Consider the following 17451-nt stretch of genomic DNA (forward strand, 5'->3'; position numbering starts at 1 on the left):
GACGAAATCGACCGACCTTATCTTCGCATGCCGCATACGGAGCGCGGCATGGTCGTCGGTCTTTTCGGCGGCTCCTTCAATCCGCCGCATGACGGCCATGCGCTGGTTGCCGAAATCGCGATCAAGCGGCTCGGCCTCGATCAGTTGTGGTGGATCGTTACACCGGGCAATCCCCTCAAGGACCGGCGCCAGTTGCTGCCGCTTTCCGAGCGGATTGCTTTGAGTGAGCGGCTTGCTCGGCATCCTTCGATCAAGATCACCGCATTCGAGCGTGGTTTCGCGACGAGCTTCACGGCCAACACGTTGGCGCGCGTCAAGGCGCGAAATCCGCATGTCCATTTCATCTGGATCATGGGGGCTGATAGCCTGAAGACGTTCCATCTGTGGCAGCGCTGGCAGGACATCGTCAACACGTTTCCGATTGCCGTCATCGACCGGCCGGGTTCCACGCTGTCGTTCCTCTCGTCGAAGATGGCGCGGACGTTCGATTTCGCTCGTATTGACGAGGACGATTCTCAAGCCCTCTGGAAACGGCGCGCACCTGCCTGGACTTTCATACACGGTCCGCGCTCGGGCCTCAGCTCGACGGCTATCCGCGCCACGAACGGCGCCTTGAAATAGTTGGATTTTCCGGGATCGAACAAACGAAAAGCCCGACGGGGGAGGAGATCCGTCGGGCTTCGTAAACTTGATCGACAACTGGGAGGAGTGTTGCCGATCCATATCAAACGACTTTGGGAGGAGGAGGTCGTCGTTTGATGAGTGTGTTGTACCACATTTCCCGGTTTTTCAAAGCTAGTCTATTGCATTGCAGCAATGCGTAGAGGGCATATCTCGCGATCGAAGCCGTTTCTGTGATGCTCATTTCTTTTGCATCCTCAAGGATTTCGGCCAAGCCTCCGCGTTTTTGGCGCGCCCTCATGCGGAATTCCAGCTCTTTTAGCGGCCGGCGGTGCCCAGCCATGCACTTCACGAATGCGTGAAGTCCTGCGATCAAACAAAATGGTTATGCCCTCGAAAATATAACGGTAGCCAAGGCGCTGGCGACGTTATATTTCTCCGAATATTGCGAAACTCGGGGAGAGATCATGTACAGTCGCCGCCAATGGATCAACGTTGCCGCCGCTGCCATTTCGGCAGTTCTTTTGGGTGTTGCAGCAACGCCGGCAATCGCCGCGGAAAAGGTTACCGTTTTCGCGGCAGCCAGCCTGAAGAACGCCCTTGATGCGGCGAATGCCGCCTGGGCGAAGGAAGGCGGCAAGGAAGCGGTTGCGTCCTATGCTGCGAGTTCGGCGCTTGCCAAGCAGATTGAAGGCGGTGCGCCTGCCGACATCTTCATGTCGGCAGATCTGGACTGGATGGACTATCTCGCAAAGAAGAACCTGATCAAGGCCGATACTCGGTCAAATCTCCTCGGCAACAAGATTGTACTCGTCGCACCCAAGGACCATGCCAAACCTGTCGACATCAAGAAGGGCTTCGACCTTTCTGCTCTGCTCGGTGATGGCAAGCTCGCGATGGGCGAGGTCAAGTCCGTGCCTGCCGGCAAATACGGCAAAGCGGCGCTTGAGGCGCTCGGCGTTTGGCCTTCCGTTGAGGCCAAGGTAGCTGGGGCTGAGAGCGTTCGGGCGGCGCTTGCTCTGGTCTCGCGTGGTGAGGCACCGTACGGCATTGTCTATCAGACCGACGCATCTGCGGATCCGGGCGTTGCGGTTGTTGGAACCTTCCCGGCGGATTCGCACCCGCCGATCATCTATCCGGTTGCTGTTCTCTCCGAGAGCAAGAACCCGGATGCCGCTGCTTACCTGGAATTCCTGAAGTCGGAAAAGGCAGCTCATTTCTTTACTGATCAAGGTTTCACCATCTTGAAATGATTGCGAATTTTCGTACGAAGACTTAGCGTGAGAAGGCCCGTCCGAACGGGCCTTCTGTTTTTGGAGAAATGGCTTGAACGCACTCGGCCTGAGCGACGACGAATGGACGGCAATCTTGCTCAGCCTGCGCGTGTCAGTGGTCGCGATGCTGGCGAGCCTGCCATTCGGCATCGGAGTAGCCCTGTTGCTCGCGCGCGGGCGGTTCTGGGGCAAATCTGTTCTCAACGGTGTCGTTCATCTGCCGCTGATCCTGCCGCCGGTGGTCACGGGTTTCATCCTGCTGATCCTCTTCGGGCGACGCGGACCGATTGGCAGCGTCCTCGATCAATATTTCGGCATCGTCTTTTCGTTTCGTTGGACGGGTGCGGCACTTGCCTGCGCAGTCATGGCCTTTCCCCTGATGGTGCGCAGCATCCGGCTTTCTATCGAAGCGGTGGATCGAAAGCTGGAGGAGGCGGCCGGCACACTGGGCGCCAGCCCGTTCTGGGTCTTTTTGACCATAACGTTGCCGTTAACGCTGCCCGGAATCATTGCCGGAATGATCCTTTCCTTTGCCAAGGCAATGGGGGAATTCGGGGCAACAATCACCTTCGTTTCCAATATCCCGGGGGAAACACAGACGCTTTCAGCTGCGATCTATTCCTTCACGCAGGTTCCTGGCGGTGATGCCGGTGCTCTACGGCTGACACTTGTCGCAGTCGCCATCTCCATGGTCGCTTTGCTTGCATCGGAGTTTCTATCGCGCATCGCCGGTCGGAGGATCGATCCGGAATGACGCTCGTTGTCAACGCAAAGCAGCGTCTTGGCACGTTTTCGCTCGATGCCGCCTTTACCTCGGAACGCGGGATCACCGCGCTGTTCGGCCGGTCCGGTTCCGGCAAGACGTCGATGATCCGCATCATCGCCGGATTGGCACGGCCCGATAGAGGACAGGTCATCCTCGATGGGCAGACGATGACGGACACCGACCGGCGGATCTTCGTCGCGAAGCACCGCCGAAGGTTCGGGTATGTCTTTCAGGAAGCGCGACTGTTTCCGCATCTCAACGTTCGTCACAACTTGTCCTATGGCAAATGGTTCGCCAAAGCTGCCGGCTCGCCGGAGGGCCTGGACCGCATTGTTGCGTTGCTCGGTATCGAAAGCCTGCTCGAGCGCCGACCCGAGAAGCTTTCAGGTGGCGAAAAGCAGCGCGTGGCAATTGGCCGGGCTCTGCTCTCGGCTCCCCGTTTGCTGTTGATGGACGAGCCGCTGGCGGCGTTGGATGATGCCCGAAAGGCTGAGGTGATGCCCTATCTCGAGCGGTTGCGCGACGAGATGGACATTCCGATCGTCTATGTCAGCCATTCGATCGCCGAGGTAGCACGCCTCGCCAATCAGGTCGTGGTCATGCGGGACGGCAAGGTCGAGGCGGTCGGCTCGGCGGCGGACGTCCTCAGCCATCCGCCCGCCTCGTTCGAGCGGCGTGAAGCGGGTGCGCTTCTCGAAGGACAAGTGGAGAGTGTCGACGGACGGCACCGCATCGCGACGATTGCCCTGAAATCGGCGAAACTTCACATCCCGGGAGCGATGTCGGCGCCGGGCAAGACCGTTCGGGTGCGAATCCCCGCGCGCGATGTGATGCTCGCAATGAAAAGACCCGAGGCTTTGAGTGCTCTCAATGTCCTTGAAGGTCTAGTTCAGGCCATGACCCAGGCCGACGACGCGACAATCGACGTGCTCGTTGATTGCGGCGGAGATCCCATCCTTTCCCGAATTACCGGCTTTTCGGCAGAGCGGCTGGGCCTGCGTGTCGGGGCGCCGGTTTTCGCCGTCATAAAGACGGTTGCTCTAGAGCCGTGATCAGCGGCTGTTTTGGGTGGATCGGTTGGCCTCCAGCCATGCCAGGTCATCCGCGAGGGTCGCCTTCATGACTTGTTCCATCTTTCGAAAGCGGGCAAGCAGTTCGTCGCCAAATGGTGTCAGCGCCGCCCCGCCTCCCTTTTGCCCTCCCCTTTGCGATTCGACCACGGGCTCGAGGAACATCCTGTTCATGTCGCTGACCAATAGCCAGGCGCGACGATAAGACATGTCCATCGCCCTGCCGGCGGCAGAAATCGATCCTGTTTCCCTGATGTGCTCGAGCAATTCCATTTTGCCGCGCCCGAGCCGGTCTTCGTGGGGAAAGCTGATACGGAGGACTGGAGTAAGCGTGTTTATTGCGGAGCTTTTCATGGCAAGGGTCTTTGCGATCGGAAACGGACTTACTTTACGTATGGTCGGAAGCACTGTACACAGCCGGCCATATACAGTCTTCCATCCAAGGATGAGTTGTCGCGCCAAAGCGGATATTCACGCTTTGTGATTGTGCGCGTCTTGAAACATTAATGGTTTGGTGCCTATCTTAACTATGATTTGGTTGTCCAAATCAGTGATGTGCATGTTTTGTCATTCCGAGAAAGGGAAAGCACTGACAACAGTACACGCCAAGGGAAAAACGCTTGCCGTTGTCCCGAAGAGCCCGGAACGTGGCGCCGATGCTGCCGCCCGCGCCCTACACGCCGTCCTCACAAGCCTTGAGGACTCTAAAGCTGAAGATATCGTCACCATCGACATCGCTGGAAAATCGGCACTGGGGGACTTCATGGTCGTCGTCTCCGGGCGCTCGAGCAGGCATGTCATGGCGATCTCCGACCACTTGCTGACCGATCTGAAAGACGAGGGCCTTGGAAGCGCCCGCGTCGAGGGTCAGGAAGGCGGCGATTGGATCCTGATCGACACCGGCGATGTCATCGTCCATGTCTTCCGTCCAGAGATACGCGAGTTCTACAACATCGAAAAGATGTGGGCCGCGCCCGACATGGACGAAGAAACGGTGCACTAACAGGCTGCCTGGACGCTGCGTCCGGTACCTGATAGACGGCAAGCAATTTAGGCCGGATGATTGGATCCGGCCAGGTGGCATATGTGCGCCGCCCTTTGCCGAATTGCAGGAGCGGATAATGCGTGTTGGTCTTTTTGCAGTGGGGCGGCTGAAGTCCGGCCCCGAGAAGGATCTTGCGGCGCGCTATTTCGATCGTTTTGCCAAGGCCGGTCCCGCTGTCGGCCTCGAATTCTCCCGCGTCGCCGAAGTTGCTGAAAGCCGCGCGTCGAATGCGGATACGCGCAAGCGTGACGAAGCGGCAATGCTGCAGAAGTCGCTGGCGGATGGGAGTATCCTCATCCTGTTGGACGAGCGGGGCAAGGCGCTGGACAGCGAAGGCTTTGCCAATCTCCTTGGAAACTATCGCGACCGGGGCAAACGTGACCTGATGATCGCCATCGGCGGTGCTGACGGTCTCGATGCGTCGCTGTACGATCTTGCCGATGCCACGCTTTGCCTCGGCAAGATGACCTGGCCGCATCAGCTGGTTCGTACTCTGATTGCTGAGCAGTTATATCGAGGCGTCACGATCCTTTCCGGCCATCCCTATCATCGCATTTGATGGGTTCCGTTGCTCACGCGAGCGTGTCCATCCTGGGGCGCGCAAACCCTCAATCGATCTGGCAAAGAATGACAAATCAGCTTAATCTCCGCGCGATTTGAAAGGGATCTCGAAGCTGATATGCCGACGCGTGTGTTCAAGCCAAAATACGTCATTTTGTCGGCCCTGGCCGCAGCCTTGAGCATGTCTCTGACGGCAGTTGTAAGCCGCCCCTTCGCCGCCAGCGCCTTCGCACAAGATGCGCCGGAAGTTGCAGGGATGTCGCCGGGCGAGGCGCCTACTGTGGCAGGTGCAGCCGTTGCCCAGCCGCCACCGGATCCGGCGGCCGACCTTGCGAAGAAACGAGACGAGACGCGAGCCGAGCTTGATGCCTTGTCGAAGACGATAGGCCTCTCATCCGGCAAGGTTGCCGAGTTGGAGAAGAGCATCGCGGATCTGGACAAGAGCAGCGGCAGTGTTCGTCAGGCGCTGATCGATTCAGCGACGCGGCGCAAGGCGCTCGAGAAGCAGATTTTGGAGAGTGAGAAGAAGCTTGCCGATCTGAGCTTGAAGGAAGATACGGTTCGGCGTTCCCTGTATGAACGGCGCGGCTTGCTGGCGGAGGTGCTAGGGGCCTTGCAGCGGATGGGTCGCAATCCGCCACCTGCCCTGCTCGTCACACCCGACGACGCGCTCGCCTCAGTGCGCAGCGCGATCCTGCTCGGCGCCGTGGTTCCCGGAATTCGAAAGGAGACAGACAAGCTCGCTGGCGATCTTGCTAACCTTTCTGCATTGCAAGCAGCAAGTGCTGCGGAAAAGTCAGCGCTCACCACGACGATGACGAACAACATCGAAGAAGAGCGCCGCATGGATCTGCTTCTTGCCGAAAACGAGAAGCTGAGCCGCAGCAGCGCCGCAGAACTGAACGCGGAGAAGAAGCACTCGGAAGATCTTGCCAGCAAGGCGACAAGCTTGGAGGGTCTGGTGGCGTCGATGGAAACCGAGATTGCATCGGTTCGGGAAGCGGCGGCTGCAGCTCGCCAGGCCGAGGAGAACCGCAAGCTCTTGACCGAGGAGCAGCGTGCCCAAGCCAAGGCGCTCGCGGAGAGCGGTGTGCCTGATAAAAACCGCATTGCGCCCGCATATCCCTTCGGAGAATTGAAGGCGAAGCTGGAATTGCCTGTGGCAGGCGATGCGCTCCGCCAGTTCGGCGATGCCGACGGAACCGGCCATGAGGCATTGGGAGTGACGCTTGCCACCAATCCGGAAACGGTGGTTACCGCTCCCGCAGATGGCCTTGTTGTCTATGCGGGCGCATTTCGCAGCTACGGCCAAATGATCATCCTAGACGTCGGCGACGGCTACCATCTCGTCCTCTCCGGCATGGAGACGATCAGCACGCGCCAGGGCAAGTTCGTCTTCGCTGGCGAGCCGCTTGCCGCAATGGGTGCAAAAAGAGTGGCGAGCGCGACTGCATTGGCGCTGGAAACCAACCGTCCAACGCTTTACATTGAATTTCGAAAAGATGGAAAACCGGTCGATTCCCGGCCTTGGTGGACCGCTAAAGACACTGGAAAGGCACGCAATGATTCGTAGGGCTTCTCTTGTTCTGGTCGGCGCATTGATGGGTGCGACCGCGATGAGCGTCATCTATTCGGCGGGCGTGCCTGCGGAAGCAGCTGGAGCCTCCACCTATAAGGAGCTTTCCGTTTTTGGTGACGTCTTTGAGCGCGTGCGCGCACAGTATGTGACGCCGCCGGCCGAGGACAAACTCATCGAAAATGCCATCAACGGCATGCTTTCCTCGCTGGATCCGCATTCGAGCTACATGAATGCCAAGGATGCGGCCGACATGCAGACCCAGACGAAGGGTGAATTCGGCGGCCTCGGCATCGAGGTCACGATGGAAGACGAGCTCGTCAAGGTCATCACCCCGATCGACGACACGCCTGCGGCAAAGGCCGGCGTTCTTGCTGGCGACTACATCTCCGAGATCGACGGTCAGTCGGTTCGCGGCCTGAAACTGGAAGACGCTGTCGAAAAGATGCGCGGTCCGGTCAATACGCCGATCAAGCTGACGTTGATCCGCAAGGGTGCCGACAAGCCGATTGAGCTGACGATCGTTCGAGACGTTGTCGCGGTTCAGGCCGTCAAGTCGCGCGTCGAGGATGATGTCGGTTATCTGCGCGTTATCTCCTTCACGGAAAAGACCTATCCCGACCTCGAGAAGGCTATCGAGAAGATCAAGAAGACGGTCCCAGCCGACAAGCTGAAGGGCTATGTGCTCGACCTTCGCCTGAACCCCGGCGGTCTGCTCGATCAGGCGATCCAGGTGTCGGATGCGCTGCTGCAGCGCGGCGAGGTGGTGTCCACCCGCGGCCGTAATCCGGACGAAACCCGTCGCTTCAACGCTGGCCCGGGTGATCTGACGGACGGCAAGCCGGTGATCGTGCTCATCAACGGTGGTTCGGCGTCTGCTTCGGAAATCGTTGCGGGTGCGCTGCAGGACCTGCGCCGTGCGACGGTTCTCGGCACGCGTTCGTTCGGCAAGGGCTCGGTCCAGACGATCATCCCGCTTGGCGAAAACGGCGCGCTGCGCCTGACGACCGCGCTTTATTACACTCCGTCGGGCCGCTCCATCCAGGGCACCGGTATCACGCCTGATATCAAGGTCGAGGAGCCGCTGCCCGATGATCTGAAGGGCAAGATGGTCACCGAAGGCGAGTCTAGCCTGCGCGGGCACATCAAGGGTCAGAGCGAGACGGACGAAGGCTCCGGTTCGGTTGCCTATATTCCGCCGGATCCGAAGGACGACGTCCAGCTCAACTACGCGCTTGACCTGCTTCGCGGCAAGAAGACCGATCCGGCCTTCCCGCCGAATCCGGACAAGGCCGTCAGCGCCAAGTGATTGCAATTTGAGGCGTCAGGCTGGATGGTGTGTCCGGCCTGACGCCTTTTTGCTGTCCTGATTCTGAAGCGGAAAAGAAGTTTGAATACCGATCTGCACGCCCCTCTGGGACAGAACCGAAAGGCTAAGCGCCAGCGGCCGGGTATTCTGCGCACCGGGCGCGTTGTCGCCGGGATTTGTCTCGTGCTCATCGGGGCGTCATCGCTCTACACTGCGTTTCGCGGTGACGGATTGAAACGAGAAAAGCCGCCGGCGCAAAACCAGACGACTGCCCCACCTTCTGACACAGTTCAAAATCAGGTGCCGCCGCAGCCGCCATCCCCTGCAGCTCCTGGCATGGCGCCATCCGGCCCGAGGTCGGGCGCGAATGTGGAGCAGATGGTCGCCGGCGACGGATCCGTGGTCACGAAATACTCCCCAAGACAACGCGATGGAAATGGTCCAGTGCTGGTCGATGCCTCGCAGATCGGACAGGATCCACGGGTGGCGGCCTTGCCGAACGACGCGCTTCTGGAGGAGACGCCATTTGGGCGACTGCCGATCGTTGGGCCGGACGGACGGCGCCCGATGGACCAGTATGCACGGCCATGGTCGGGCGCTCACGGAACGCGCATCGCGATCGTTGTCAGCGGTCTCGGGCTTAGCCAGACGGGCACGCAGCGGGCCATTCAACAATTGCCTGAGGAGGTCACGCTCGCCTTTGCCGCCAGCGGCAACAGCTTGCAGCGCTGGATGCAGGAGGCGCGCCGTGGTGGCCACGAAATCCTGTTGCAGGTTCCGTTCGAGCCTTTTGATTATCCGGCAAACGATCCTGGACCGGATACACTCCTGACCTCGGCATCAGCTGCGAAAAATATTGAAAACCTGCACCGGGCGATGGGCGAAATCACCAACTATACCGGCGTCATGAATTATCAGGGCGGGCGCTTCCTTTCCGACCCCAATGCCATGGAGCCGGTTTTGCGGGACATCGAAAGGCGCGGGCTGTTGTTCCTTGATGACGGAACGTCAGCGCAGTCCAAGACCGCCGCGATCGCCAAAGGAACAGAAACGCCCTACGCCTTCGCAGATGTGCAGTTGGACAAGCAGCTTGACGTGAGCGCCATCATCCAGAAACTGGACGAGCTGGAGCGCGTTGCAAAGCGCAACGGCCAGGCGATCGGCATCGCTGCCGCCTTCGATGAGAGCATTGACGCGATCGCGCAATGGACACAGGAAGCGGCGATGCGAGGCATTGAAGTCGTGGGTGTCGCAGCACTGACCAATGATCTCAAAAGACCTTGAATAGAGAGAGCCGATGAGCAAGCCGATCGTCAAAGCCGAGGACCTGCCGTACCGCCCCTGTGTCGGCGTCATGATCCTCAACCGTCAGGGCCTCGTGTGGGCAGGGCGACGGATTCCGGAAGAGAATTCCGAGTATGATGGATCGCCGCAGCTTTGGCAGATGCCGCAGGGCGGCATCGACAAGGGCGAGGATCCGCTTGAGGCGGCCTACCGCGAGCTTTACGAGGAAACAGGCATTCGTACCGTGACGCTGCTCGCGGAGGCGCGAAACTGGATCAATTATGACTTGCCGCCGCAGCTGATCGGCATCGGATTGAAAGGCAAGTTCCGCGGTCAGACGCAGCGCTGGTTCGCGTTCCGCTTCGATGGCGATGAGAGCGAGGTCGCAATCAATCCGCCGCCAGGCGGGCATGCGCCTGAGTTCGATGCCTGGGAGTGGAAGCCGATGGAGAGCCTGCCCGGTCTTATCGTGCCCTTCAAGCGAGCTGTCTATGAGCAGGTGGTCGACGAGTTCAGGCACTTGGTTAATCTAAACGCCGCAGAGTGAATGACCGGCGGCCGGAGCTGCCGGTCACTAGGATTACTCGGCCTCGTTGGCAGAGTCGGCGTTGAGTTGGCCGTATTTCGATTCGCCGATCTTGCCGAGCAGATCAAGCTGCGTCTCGAGGAAGTCGATGTGGCCTTCCTCGTCCGCGAGGAGCTCTTCGAAAAGCTTCATCGAGACGTAGTCGCCGGCCTCATGACAGATGTCGCGTGATTTCTTGTAGGCCGTGCGCGCATCGTATTCGCCGGCAAGGTCGGCTTCCAGAACTTCCTTGACGTTCTGGCCGATGCGAAGAGGAGCGAGGGTCTGGAGATTGGGATGGCCTTCGAGGAAGATGATGCGTGCAACCAGGCGATCGGCATGGTGCATTTCCTCGATGGATTCCGCCCGCTCCTTCTTGGCTAGCTTGGTGTAGCCCCAATCTTCAAGAAGTCGGTAGTGGACCCAGTACTGGTTTACGGCGCCGAGTTCGAGAAAGAGGGCCTCGTTAAGCCGCTCGATGACTTTTTTGTCGCCTTTCAATGTCCGCTCTCCTGTTTTCTTCGTGGAATTCTCTGAGGCGGGACATGAAATCAAATATTTCGGCGTCCGTCGAGTCGTGACGGGCGTGATATTCTTCGGTTGTCTGGATGATGATATCGACCACATTCGGGAAGCAGCCGCAGCAGCGGCCCCGTTTTTCCATGGCGTGGTAGACCTTTGCTGGAACAATGAGCTGCCAACAGTCCTGATCGAGAAGCTCATTGATGACTTCCCGGATTTCGTGATCAGTTATGTAGTTGCAGCTGCAGACAAGCACGGCATCATTCCAAACATGACATTCACTATCCCCTTTTCTGCAAAAGAAGATGATATGTGTCAAGAAAAAATCGAGTCGCGGGGGTAGTTCATTGGTCGCAGACCGTGTGGCGCTCGGAACAAGCTTTCAGGTGGATTGCGAATCCACAAGATCGCGATCTCAATGAAAATTGCGGCCCCTTGGCATAATGTTAGCTGTTTCTCTCGCTTCGGAATGGCTTGAAGTCAGCCTCTTCTCCATGGCAGCCTTTTCAAGTGAGTTTGCGAGTTTCCTTTGTCGCGGGTCCATCGTCGGATTGAGCGCTTCGTCCGAACGATCGCTCACGCCGAAGCGACGGGCTTCCTTCTGGAGGATGCCAAGCGCAGGGGTCATATCCTCGATATGGTCGACGACAGTGTGGATCACGCCGCTCTGGCTCTGAAGCTTGCCATATATTTTCACGAGCCGCGCACCCATGACGATCGGGCGATACTTCTCGAAGACCTTCTTCCAGACAATCGCATTGGCAACGCCCGTCTCGTCCTCGAGTGTCATGAAGATGACGCCCTTGGCCGAGCCGGGACGTTGACGCACCAAAACCAGGCCAGCAATCGTTACTCTTCTCCCGTTCGGGACGGTCAGAAGATCGACATTCCGCACCACCCCGGCCTTGCGGAACTCGTTACGAAGGAATGAGACGGGGTGGCCTTTCAAAGATAGCGAAAGGTAGCGATAGTCTTCAACCACCTGTTCACCAGCCAGCATTTCCGGCAGGCGCGTCTCAGGCTCGAGCTGTAGATCGATGTGACTCACTTGGTCGAACAGAGGGAGTTTTTCAGCGGCGCTTTTCGCATCGAGTGCACGCACTGCCCAGAGCGCTTCGCGTCGTGATAGTCTTATGGAATGAAATGCATCCGCATCTGCGAGCCGTTCTATATCCGCTTTATGCAGGCCTGAGCGTAGCCAGAGATCGCGAATCGAGGAATAGCCCTTGCCTCTATTTACGACGAGCTGCTGCATGCTCGCTTCCGAAAGGCCTTTTATCTGCCTGAAGCCAAGCCGAACGGCTCGCTTCGTCCGGATGATTTCCCGCATGGCGGCATGCCGGAAATCAACGGCCCGTCTGTTGAATTCGGCCTCCTCAAGCAAGCAATCCCAATTCGATTCATTGATGTCGACCGGCCGAATCTCAACGCCATGCTCCCTGGCGTCCCGGACGAGTTGAGCTGGGGCATAGAAGCCCATGGGCTGTGAATTCAGCATCGCTGCACAGAAGACGTCGGGGTAATAAGCCTTTACCCAGGACGAGGCATAGACCAGCAAAGCGAAAGAGGCGGCGTGGCTTTCCGGGAAACCATATTCGCCAAATCCCTTGATCTGGTTGAAACATTGCTGGGCAAAATCACGAGCGTAACCCTTCGCGACCATGCCTTCGATGAACCGCGTTTCGAAATTGCCGATGGTGCCTGTCCGTTTGAAGGTCGCCATGGCTCGCCTCAGTTGATCCGCTTCGGCTGGCCGAAAACCCGCTGCCGTGATGGCTATCTGCATGGCTTGCTCCTGAAAGAGTGGCACGCCAAGTGTTCGTTCCAAAACCCCCTTCAGTTCCTCGCTCGGGTAAGTCGCTGGGATGCCACGTGCCTCGGCTTCTCTGCGCTTCAGGTATGGGTGAACCATGTCGCCCTGGATGGGGCCGGGTCTGACGATGGCGACCTCGATGACAAGGTCGTAGAACTCCTTCGGTTTCAGACGTGGCAACATGCTCATCTGCGCCCGACTCTCGATCTGGAAGACGCCAAGCGTGTCGGCTCGACACATCATCGCATAGACAGGCTTCTCGTCTTCATGCGTAGCGTTGCCGAGATCGGCAAGCGTCTTCTTGACGTCGTAATGCAGGAGAAGCAGATCGAATGCCCGCTTCAATGCGGTCAGCATTCCAAGGGCCAGAATGTCGACCTTGAGGATTTTCAGATTGTCGAGATCATCCTTGTCCCATTCGACCATATAGCGTCCGGGCATTGCCGTCTTCATGATCGGAACGACTTCATCCAGCCTGTCCCTGGTGATGACGAAACCCCCGACATGCTGGGTGAGGTGCCGGGGAAAACTGAGAAGCTCGGATGCATATTTCAGCACGTTCTTTGTCATGGGATCGGAGGTTTCGAGCCCGGCGGCCCTTGCTTCGCGCTCGGACAACTTCTCTTCCGACCAGCCCCAGACCAGGCTGCCGATTGCCGACTGGACGTCCTCCGAGAGGCCGAAAGCCTTAGAGACCTCGCGCCCGGCGGACCGGGTACGGTAGGTCGTTACCCCTGCCGTCAAGCCGGCATGTTCCTTGCCGTACGTCTGATAGATATACTGGATGACCTCTTCGCGCCTCTCGTGCTCGAAATCGACATCGATATCAGGCGGCTCGTCGCGGTCCATCGAGAGGAAGCGGTCGAAGAGCAAGGTGCTCTTCTCCGGATTGACCTCGGTTATCTCCAGGCAATAGCAAATGACCGAGTTTGCAGCGGAGCCGCGCCCCTGGCAGAGGATCCTCCTCTCGTGCCGGGCATACTGGATGATCCGATGGACCGTCAGGAAGTATGATTCATATTGCTTCCGGCGAACGAGATCCAACTCGTACTCAATGTTCTTCTGAACTTTCTCAGGTACGCCGTCGGGGAAGCGCTTTGCTGCACCTGAATTGGTCAGGCGTTCCAGTGTTTCATAAGGCGTTTCCCCCTCGTCATTCTCGGAGGGGTAATTGTGTTCCAGTTCGTCGAGCGAAAAGGAAAGGCTGCCAAAGAACCTCCCCGTGTTCGTGACTGCCTGCGGATAGTCTCTGAAGAGGCGCAGAATTTCGCTGCCACTCTTGAGATAGCGTTCGGCATTTGGAGCCAGGAGAAAGCCAGCCTCGGGAATGGAAACGTGCTCTCGGATTGATGTCACGATATCGGCGAGAGGGCGGCGGGCGATATCGTGGTAGAGCGGCTGGTTGGTTGCGATCAGCGGGATGCGGTTGCGGTCCGCCAGCATGGCGATGGTCGCAAACATGCGCTTATCGCGGCCGTCATAGGCGGGAGCGAGCGTCATGTGGATGTTTTTCCGGAAGCGTCTTCTGAACCGCTCCAGACAGGCTTCGAAAGCGGCGTGATTGTTATCATCGGCAATGGATGGATGCGGAATGATTGCAAGCATCATGCCGTCGCCCCATTCCATCAGATCCTCTTCTGACAGAATGCACTTACCCTTCTCGGCTCTCAGGTTTCCGTTGCTCAGCAACCGGCAAAGATGCGCCCAGCCTCGACGATTTCGGGGATAGGCAAGAATGTCAGGCGTTCCGTCTGTAAAAACCAGACGGGCTCCCGGCTGGAAACGGATCGGATCGGGAATGATGTCCTTCTTCTCGCGCTCCTCCAGAAGCCCGGCTCTCATTCGTTCGAACTTCTTCCGGATCGCCTCTGCCTGGGCATGGGCCCGGACGACACCCGCAACTGAATTTCGGTCGGCAATGCCAAGGCCTCCAAGCTTCAGAACGGCAGCCTGAACGATCATCTCCTCGGGCTTGGAGGCGCCCTCCAGAAAGGAGAAATTGCTCCTTGCGCCGATTTCGAAGAAGGCGGACATCAGGCAATGATCCCATGCATGAACCAGCTCTGTGCGGTGTCCCGCTCATAATGGCCCTGGCGATAGATCCAGAAGCGACGTCCCTTATCGTCCTCGATCCGGAAATAGTCTCGATCCGCAGCTTCCGCACCATCTAGCCACCATTCCGTTGCCAGTCGCTCCGGTCCCTCGCTCTTCAAGACACGGTGCTGCATGCGTCGCCAATGAAAGCTCGCTGGTGCGCCATCGGGAATTTCGATGGCAAAGGCCTCCATCGGCTCCGCTTTCCGCAATAGCCGGATGGGCCGCTCGCTCCTGGCCGGCGGTGGATGTCCCTCCCGGGTTTTCGGGGCGGACAGATGATCGATCGCCGGCACTGTAACGGAGGCTCTTTCCGGTATGTGGCTCTCCCGCAATTGGAAGGTTTGCAGGCAGTCTTCTCCAAGGCGGGCGGAAACCCGATCCACGAAGGCAGCAAGAGAGGCATCCTTCTGCTGGCGGTGTTCGAAATCCCCCTGCGAGGTCACGAAGTCCTCGTGCAGGAGCACGTTGAGACGAAGGATCTCGAATCCGTAACCGGCATCGAAATCGTCGTGAATTGCCTGCAGGCGTTCGGCAAAGAGGGCGGCGATGCGCTTGGGCTCCCTCAGGGGCTGCGCGGTGCCGGCGGAAATGCGGAACACCTTGCCGTCGACACGGAACAGGACCAGCTCAAAGATGCGGCCGCCGACGCCACGCGCTTCCAGCGAGGACTTCAGGGAGGCGGCAATCTGATCGGTGAGCGCAAGGATATCGTCTTCGGCTGCGATCGGCTCAATCAGGCGACGTTCGACCGAGAGGCTTGCGACGGGCAGGCGTGGAGAAACCGGTTCCTCATCGGTTCCAAGCGCCTGATCGAGCCTCAAGAGCACCGTTCCGCCAAAGCGGCGGGTGAGCGGGGCGCGCGGCGCGGTCAGCAAATCGCCGACATATTTAAGGCCCATCTTGTTCAGGCCTCCTATCGTTTCTTCCTCTAGACGCAAGGCCGCGACGGGCAAGGGGGCCAGCGCCTGTTCGGCCTCTCCATACTCGATGATGCCGCCTTGGCCGAAACGGCTGATGGCCCAGGACAATCCAGGTGAGGAAGAGATCGCGCCGCGGGCGTCAATTCCCATCTGGAAGAGTCTTGCGAGAATATCCTTGAGAAGGGTCGTCTCACCGCCGAACAGATGGGCGCAGCCGGTTATGTCCAGAAACAGGCCATCCACGCCATCGAGAGCGACAAGCGGAGTGTAGCGATCGCACCAATCGGCAATCGCTTCCAGGAAGCGCCGGTTGGCGGCCGGGTCGTCCTCGATCACATCAAGCGTGGGGTGGATGGCGCGGGCTTCGGCGACGCCCATGTGCTTTCGGAGATTGAGGGTTTCGGCTGCCTCGTCCAGCGCTGTCAGCCGCATGGTATTGTTGAGACGGCTAGAACAGACGATCGGTGCGGCCTCAGGACGTCCGCGCGAACGCCAGGAGAGCCCCCATTTCCTTCTTGATATCCGGTCGGTTGGAAGATGTGGAAAGTGGAGTGCCAGAATGCGTTGCGCGTTCGTCTGGAAGGCGAGGGTCGACTGATCGGGAGACGGCGAAAAAACGGCGGTCATGAGAGTTCCACTCCAGTAGAAAGGAGAGGGGAGCCGGGTTGCGGCTCTTCTCCAGGGTCAGATGAAAAACCGGATTGCCGATGCTACCGCCCAGCATCGTGCCATCCGGCAAGGGGCGCGCCTGTGCCGGCGCGGGTGCCACAAGGAAGCGGAAGTAGGCACTGCTGGCCTCTTCCTCTCCAGCCTGCCGCAACAGGAAAAGCGGGCGTTTCGATGCTTTCGCCCGCAAGCTCAAACGACGGCTTTCCGTCAGGCCGAAGGGTTTCGGATTGCCGCGAACCTCCAGAATTGTCGCAGGAAAGACGCCGCTTTCGACTGCGGCCTCGGCAAGCCAGAGGGCATCTTCAAGCTTGCGTGGACTGGCATAGAAGAACTGGTCAGGTTTCAGGCCGAAATCGCGCAGGCCCACGGCGTAGGGGACGCCTGCTTCCATCGTGGAAACGATGTCTGCGATCCAGAGGATCGGCAGCGAAGCACTGTGGCTCTCTTCCACTTGGCGCTGCAGCATGGCGGCAAGCGCCAGCACGAAGCCGCTGCCGGCGCCGGCTTCGCGCAAGAGGTCGGAACGAACCTCGGTGATCCCGTCGAGCGGCAGGCCGCCATCAACTGCCTCGTCGAGCGCGGGGATTCCAAGAGGAAGACGCAGGCCACTGTCGTTGTTGGTGGAGAGGTCCTTTTCGGCCAAGGCTTCGCCTTGCGCTGCAGCCAAGGCCGGCGCGGGCTTTCCTTCAAGCTTTGCGATGGTTTCGCGGAGCGCAAAAAGCCGCTCGCGCGTCACGGCCGACTGTGCCATGACGTTCTCCAAGTCTCATATGTTCCTGTTATGTTCTTATGGATTCCAGAGGCGGGCGAAAGAGTCAACAGGCATTCGATGTGAATTTATTCCTGCCTTTGATTCCGCTCTCGAAAATCGTACGCAAAGGTTCTATATGGGCGGCAAAGGAAGGGAATTTTTATGGCCCGCATAGACAAGAGCGATAATTGGCAGGATCGCCACGCTCCGACGATCAGTACTTTCGAGTCGTTGGCAATGGAGGCGTACAGCCACCTGCCGGAAGAGTTTCGCTCACTGACCACCAATCTGACGATCGAGATCGAGGATTTCCCTGACGACGACGTGTTCGAGGACATGGCGCTGGAAACGCCGTTCGACCTTCTCGGCCTCTTTGAAGGCCGAGGCATCTCCGAGCGTTTCACAATGGAAACCGGCGAATTGCCGAACCGTATCCGCCTCTACCGGCGGCCGATTCTCGACTACTGGGCCGAGAACGATGAGACGCTGGGCGACATCATTACTCACGTCCTCATCCATGAGATCGGCCACCATTTCGGTCTTAGCGACGACGACATGGAACGGATCGAGGCGAGCGCCGAAGAGGCGGCTGAACGCTAAGCCTTCGC

17 protein-coding genes are annotated in these 17451 nt (G+C 58.7%); 11 read left to right on the forward strand and 6 right to left on the reverse strand.

Annotated elements, in window-relative coordinates:
* Positions 1 to 27 precede the first annotated feature (27 nt).
* The 4 genes from FHT77_RS10610 (at position 28) to modC (ending at position 3713) form a co-directional block, all read left to right on the forward strand.
* A complete protein-coding gene (locus tag FHT77_RS10610) occupies positions 28 to 621 on the forward strand; it encodes a nicotinate-nucleotide adenylyltransferase (protein WP_210280878.1) in 594 nt (197 codons plus the stop codon).
* Positions 622 to 1088: 467 nt separating this feature from the next.
* A complete protein-coding gene (gene modA / locus FHT77_RS10615; protein ID WP_183755007.1) occupies positions 1089 to 1874 on the forward strand; it encodes a molybdate ABC transporter substrate-binding protein in 786 nt (261 codons plus the stop codon).
* 73 nt (positions 1875 to 1947) lie between these two features.
* Positions 1948 to 2649, forward strand: a complete 702-nt coding sequence (modB, locus tag FHT77_RS10620) for a molybdate ABC transporter permease subunit (RefSeq protein WP_183755009.1) — start codon at positions 1948 to 1950, stop codon at positions 2647 to 2649.
* Positions 2646 to 3713: a molybdenum ABC transporter ATP-binding protein gene (modC, locus tag FHT77_RS10625; protein ID WP_183755011.1), complete on the forward strand. Its 1068-nt coding sequence runs from the start codon at positions 2646 to 2648 to the stop codon at positions 3711 to 3713. Before modB ends, modC begins: the two co-directional genes overlap by 4 nt.
* Here the strand turns inward: modC and FHT77_RS10630 are convergent, their stop codons facing one another.
* Positions 3714 to 4085, reverse strand: coding sequence for a winged helix-turn-helix domain-containing protein (locus FHT77_RS10630; RefSeq protein ID WP_183755323.1), 372 nt, complete (start codon positions 4083 to 4085; stop codon positions 3714 to 3716).
* 205 nt (positions 4086 to 4290) lie between these two features.
* Between FHT77_RS10630 and rsfS the strand changes: the two genes are divergently transcribed.
* From rsfS to FHT77_RS10660, 6 genes are all read left to right on the forward strand, one after another.
* The gene (gene rsfS / locus FHT77_RS10635) at positions 4291 to 4734 is read left to right on the forward strand and encodes a ribosome silencing factor (protein WP_016556777.1); all 444 of its coding nucleotides are present in this window, start codon (positions 4291 to 4293) and stop codon (positions 4732 to 4734) included.
* Between the two features lie 118 nt (positions 4735 to 4852).
* On the forward strand, positions 4853 to 5335 hold the full coding sequence (gene rlmH / locus FHT77_RS10640; RefSeq protein ID WP_183755013.1) for a 23S rRNA (pseudouridine(1915)-N(3))-methyltransferase RlmH: 483 nt from the start codon (positions 4853 to 4855) through the stop codon (positions 5333 to 5335).
* A gap of 120 nt (positions 5336 to 5455) precedes the next feature.
* Positions 5456 to 6910 carry a murein hydrolase activator EnvC family protein gene (locus tag FHT77_RS10645; RefSeq protein WP_183755015.1) on the forward strand — a complete coding sequence of 485 codons (1455 nt, stop codon included), beginning with the start codon at positions 5456 to 5458 and terminating at the stop codon, positions 6908 to 6910.
* Positions 6900 to 8222, forward strand: a complete 1323-nt coding sequence (locus FHT77_RS10650) for a S41 family peptidase (protein WP_183755017.1) — start codon at positions 6900 to 6902, stop codon at positions 8220 to 8222. Before FHT77_RS10645 ends, FHT77_RS10650 begins: the two co-directional genes overlap by 11 nt.
* 81 nt (positions 8223 to 8303) lie before the next feature.
* Positions 8304 to 9506 (forward strand): divergent polysaccharide deacetylase family protein, encoded by a 1203-nt coding sequence (locus FHT77_RS10655; RefSeq protein ID WP_183755019.1) that lies wholly within the window; start codon positions 8304 to 8306, stop codon positions 9504 to 9506.
* Between the two features lie 13 nt (positions 9507 to 9519).
* Entirely contained in the window at positions 9520 to 10053 is a 534-nt protein-coding gene (locus FHT77_RS10660) for an RNA pyrophosphohydrolase (protein ID WP_183755021.1), read from the forward strand.
* Positions 10054 to 10086: 33 nt separating this feature from the next.
* Here FHT77_RS10660 and bfr read toward each other — a convergent pair whose 3' ends face one another.
* The 5 genes from bfr to FHT77_RS31230 form a co-directional block, all read right to left on the reverse strand.
* Positions 10087 to 10572: a bacterioferritin gene (gene bfr, locus FHT77_RS10665; RefSeq protein ID WP_028827993.1), complete on the reverse strand. Its 486-nt coding sequence runs from the start codon at positions 10570 to 10572 to the stop codon at positions 10087 to 10089.
* Positions 10538 to 10912, reverse strand: coding sequence for a (2Fe-2S)-binding protein (locus FHT77_RS31225; protein WP_246719777.1), 375 nt, complete (start codon positions 10910 to 10912; stop codon positions 10538 to 10540). Before FHT77_RS31225 ends, bfr begins: the two co-directional genes overlap by 35 nt.
* A gap of 96 nt (positions 10913 to 11008) precedes the next feature.
* Positions 11009 to 14440, reverse strand: coding sequence for an error-prone DNA polymerase (locus tag FHT77_RS10675; RefSeq protein WP_183755025.1), 3432 nt, complete (start codon positions 14438 to 14440; stop codon positions 11009 to 11011).
* Positions 14440 to 15984 (reverse strand): DNA polymerase Y family protein, encoded by a 1545-nt coding sequence (locus FHT77_RS10680; protein WP_312859742.1) that lies wholly within the window; start codon positions 15982 to 15984, stop codon positions 14440 to 14442. The genes FHT77_RS10675 and FHT77_RS10680 overlap by 1 nt, the downstream gene beginning before the upstream one ends.
* Positions 15896 to 16843 carry an ImuA family protein gene (locus tag FHT77_RS31230; protein WP_246719779.1) on the reverse strand — a complete coding sequence of 316 codons (948 nt, stop codon included), beginning with the start codon at positions 16841 to 16843 and terminating at the stop codon, positions 15896 to 15898. Before FHT77_RS31230 ends, FHT77_RS10680 begins: the two co-directional genes overlap by 89 nt.
* A 162-nt stretch (positions 16844 to 17005) precedes the next feature.
* Here FHT77_RS31230 and FHT77_RS10685 point away from each other — a divergent pair, with 162 nt between their 5' ends.
* Positions 17006 to 17443, forward strand: a complete 438-nt coding sequence (locus FHT77_RS10685; protein ID WP_183755029.1) for a metallopeptidase family protein — start codon at positions 17006 to 17008, stop codon at positions 17441 to 17443.
* Positions 17444 to 17451: the final 8 nt, after the last annotated feature.

The sequence above is a fragment of the Rhizobium sp. BK181 genome (genome assembly GCF_014193305.1).
Taxonomy (GTDB): domain Bacteria; phylum Pseudomonadota; class Alphaproteobacteria; order Rhizobiales; family Rhizobiaceae; genus Rhizobium.

Coding starts and splice junctions, on each gene's coding strand:
- FHT77_RS10610 (WP_210280878.1), top strand. CDS start 28: ATGCCGCATACGGAGCGCGGCATGGTCGTCGGTCTTTTCGGCGGCTCC.
- modA (WP_183755007.1), top strand. CDS start 1,089: ATGTACAGTCGCCGCCAATGGATCAACGTTGCCGCCGCTGCCATTTCG.
- modC (WP_183755011.1), top strand. CDS start 2,646: ATGACGCTCGTTGTCAACGCAAAGCAGCGTCTTGGCACGTTTTCGCTC.
- FHT77_RS10630 (WP_183755323.1), bottom strand. CDS start 4,085: ATGAAAAGCTCCGCAATAAACACGCTTACTCCAGTCCTCCGTATCAGC.
- rsfS (WP_016556777.1), top strand. CDS start 4,291: ATGTTTTGTCATTCCGAGAAAGGGAAAGCACTGACAACAGTACACGCC.
- rlmH (WP_183755013.1), top strand. CDS start 4,853: ATGCGTGTTGGTCTTTTTGCAGTGGGGCGGCTGAAGTCCGGCCCCGAG.
- FHT77_RS10645 (WP_183755015.1), top strand. CDS start 5,456: ATGCCGACGCGTGTGTTCAAGCCAAAATACGTCATTTTGTCGGCCCTG.
- FHT77_RS10650 (WP_183755017.1), top strand. CDS start 6,900: ATGATTCGTAGGGCTTCTCTTGTTCTGGTCGGCGCATTGATGGGTGCG.
- FHT77_RS10660 (WP_183755021.1), top strand. CDS start 9,520: ATGAGCAAGCCGATCGTCAAAGCCGAGGACCTGCCGTACCGCCCCTGT.
- FHT77_RS10675 (WP_183755025.1), bottom strand. CDS start 14,440: ATGTCCGCCTTCTTCGAAATCGGCGCAAGGAGCAATTTCTCCTTTCTG.
- FHT77_RS31230 (WP_246719779.1), bottom strand. CDS start 16,843: ATGGCACAGTCGGCCGTGACGCGCGAGCGGCTTTTTGCGCTCCGCGAA.
- FHT77_RS10685 (WP_183755029.1), top strand. CDS start 17,006: ATGGCCCGCATAGACAAGAGCGATAATTGGCAGGATCGCCACGCTCCG.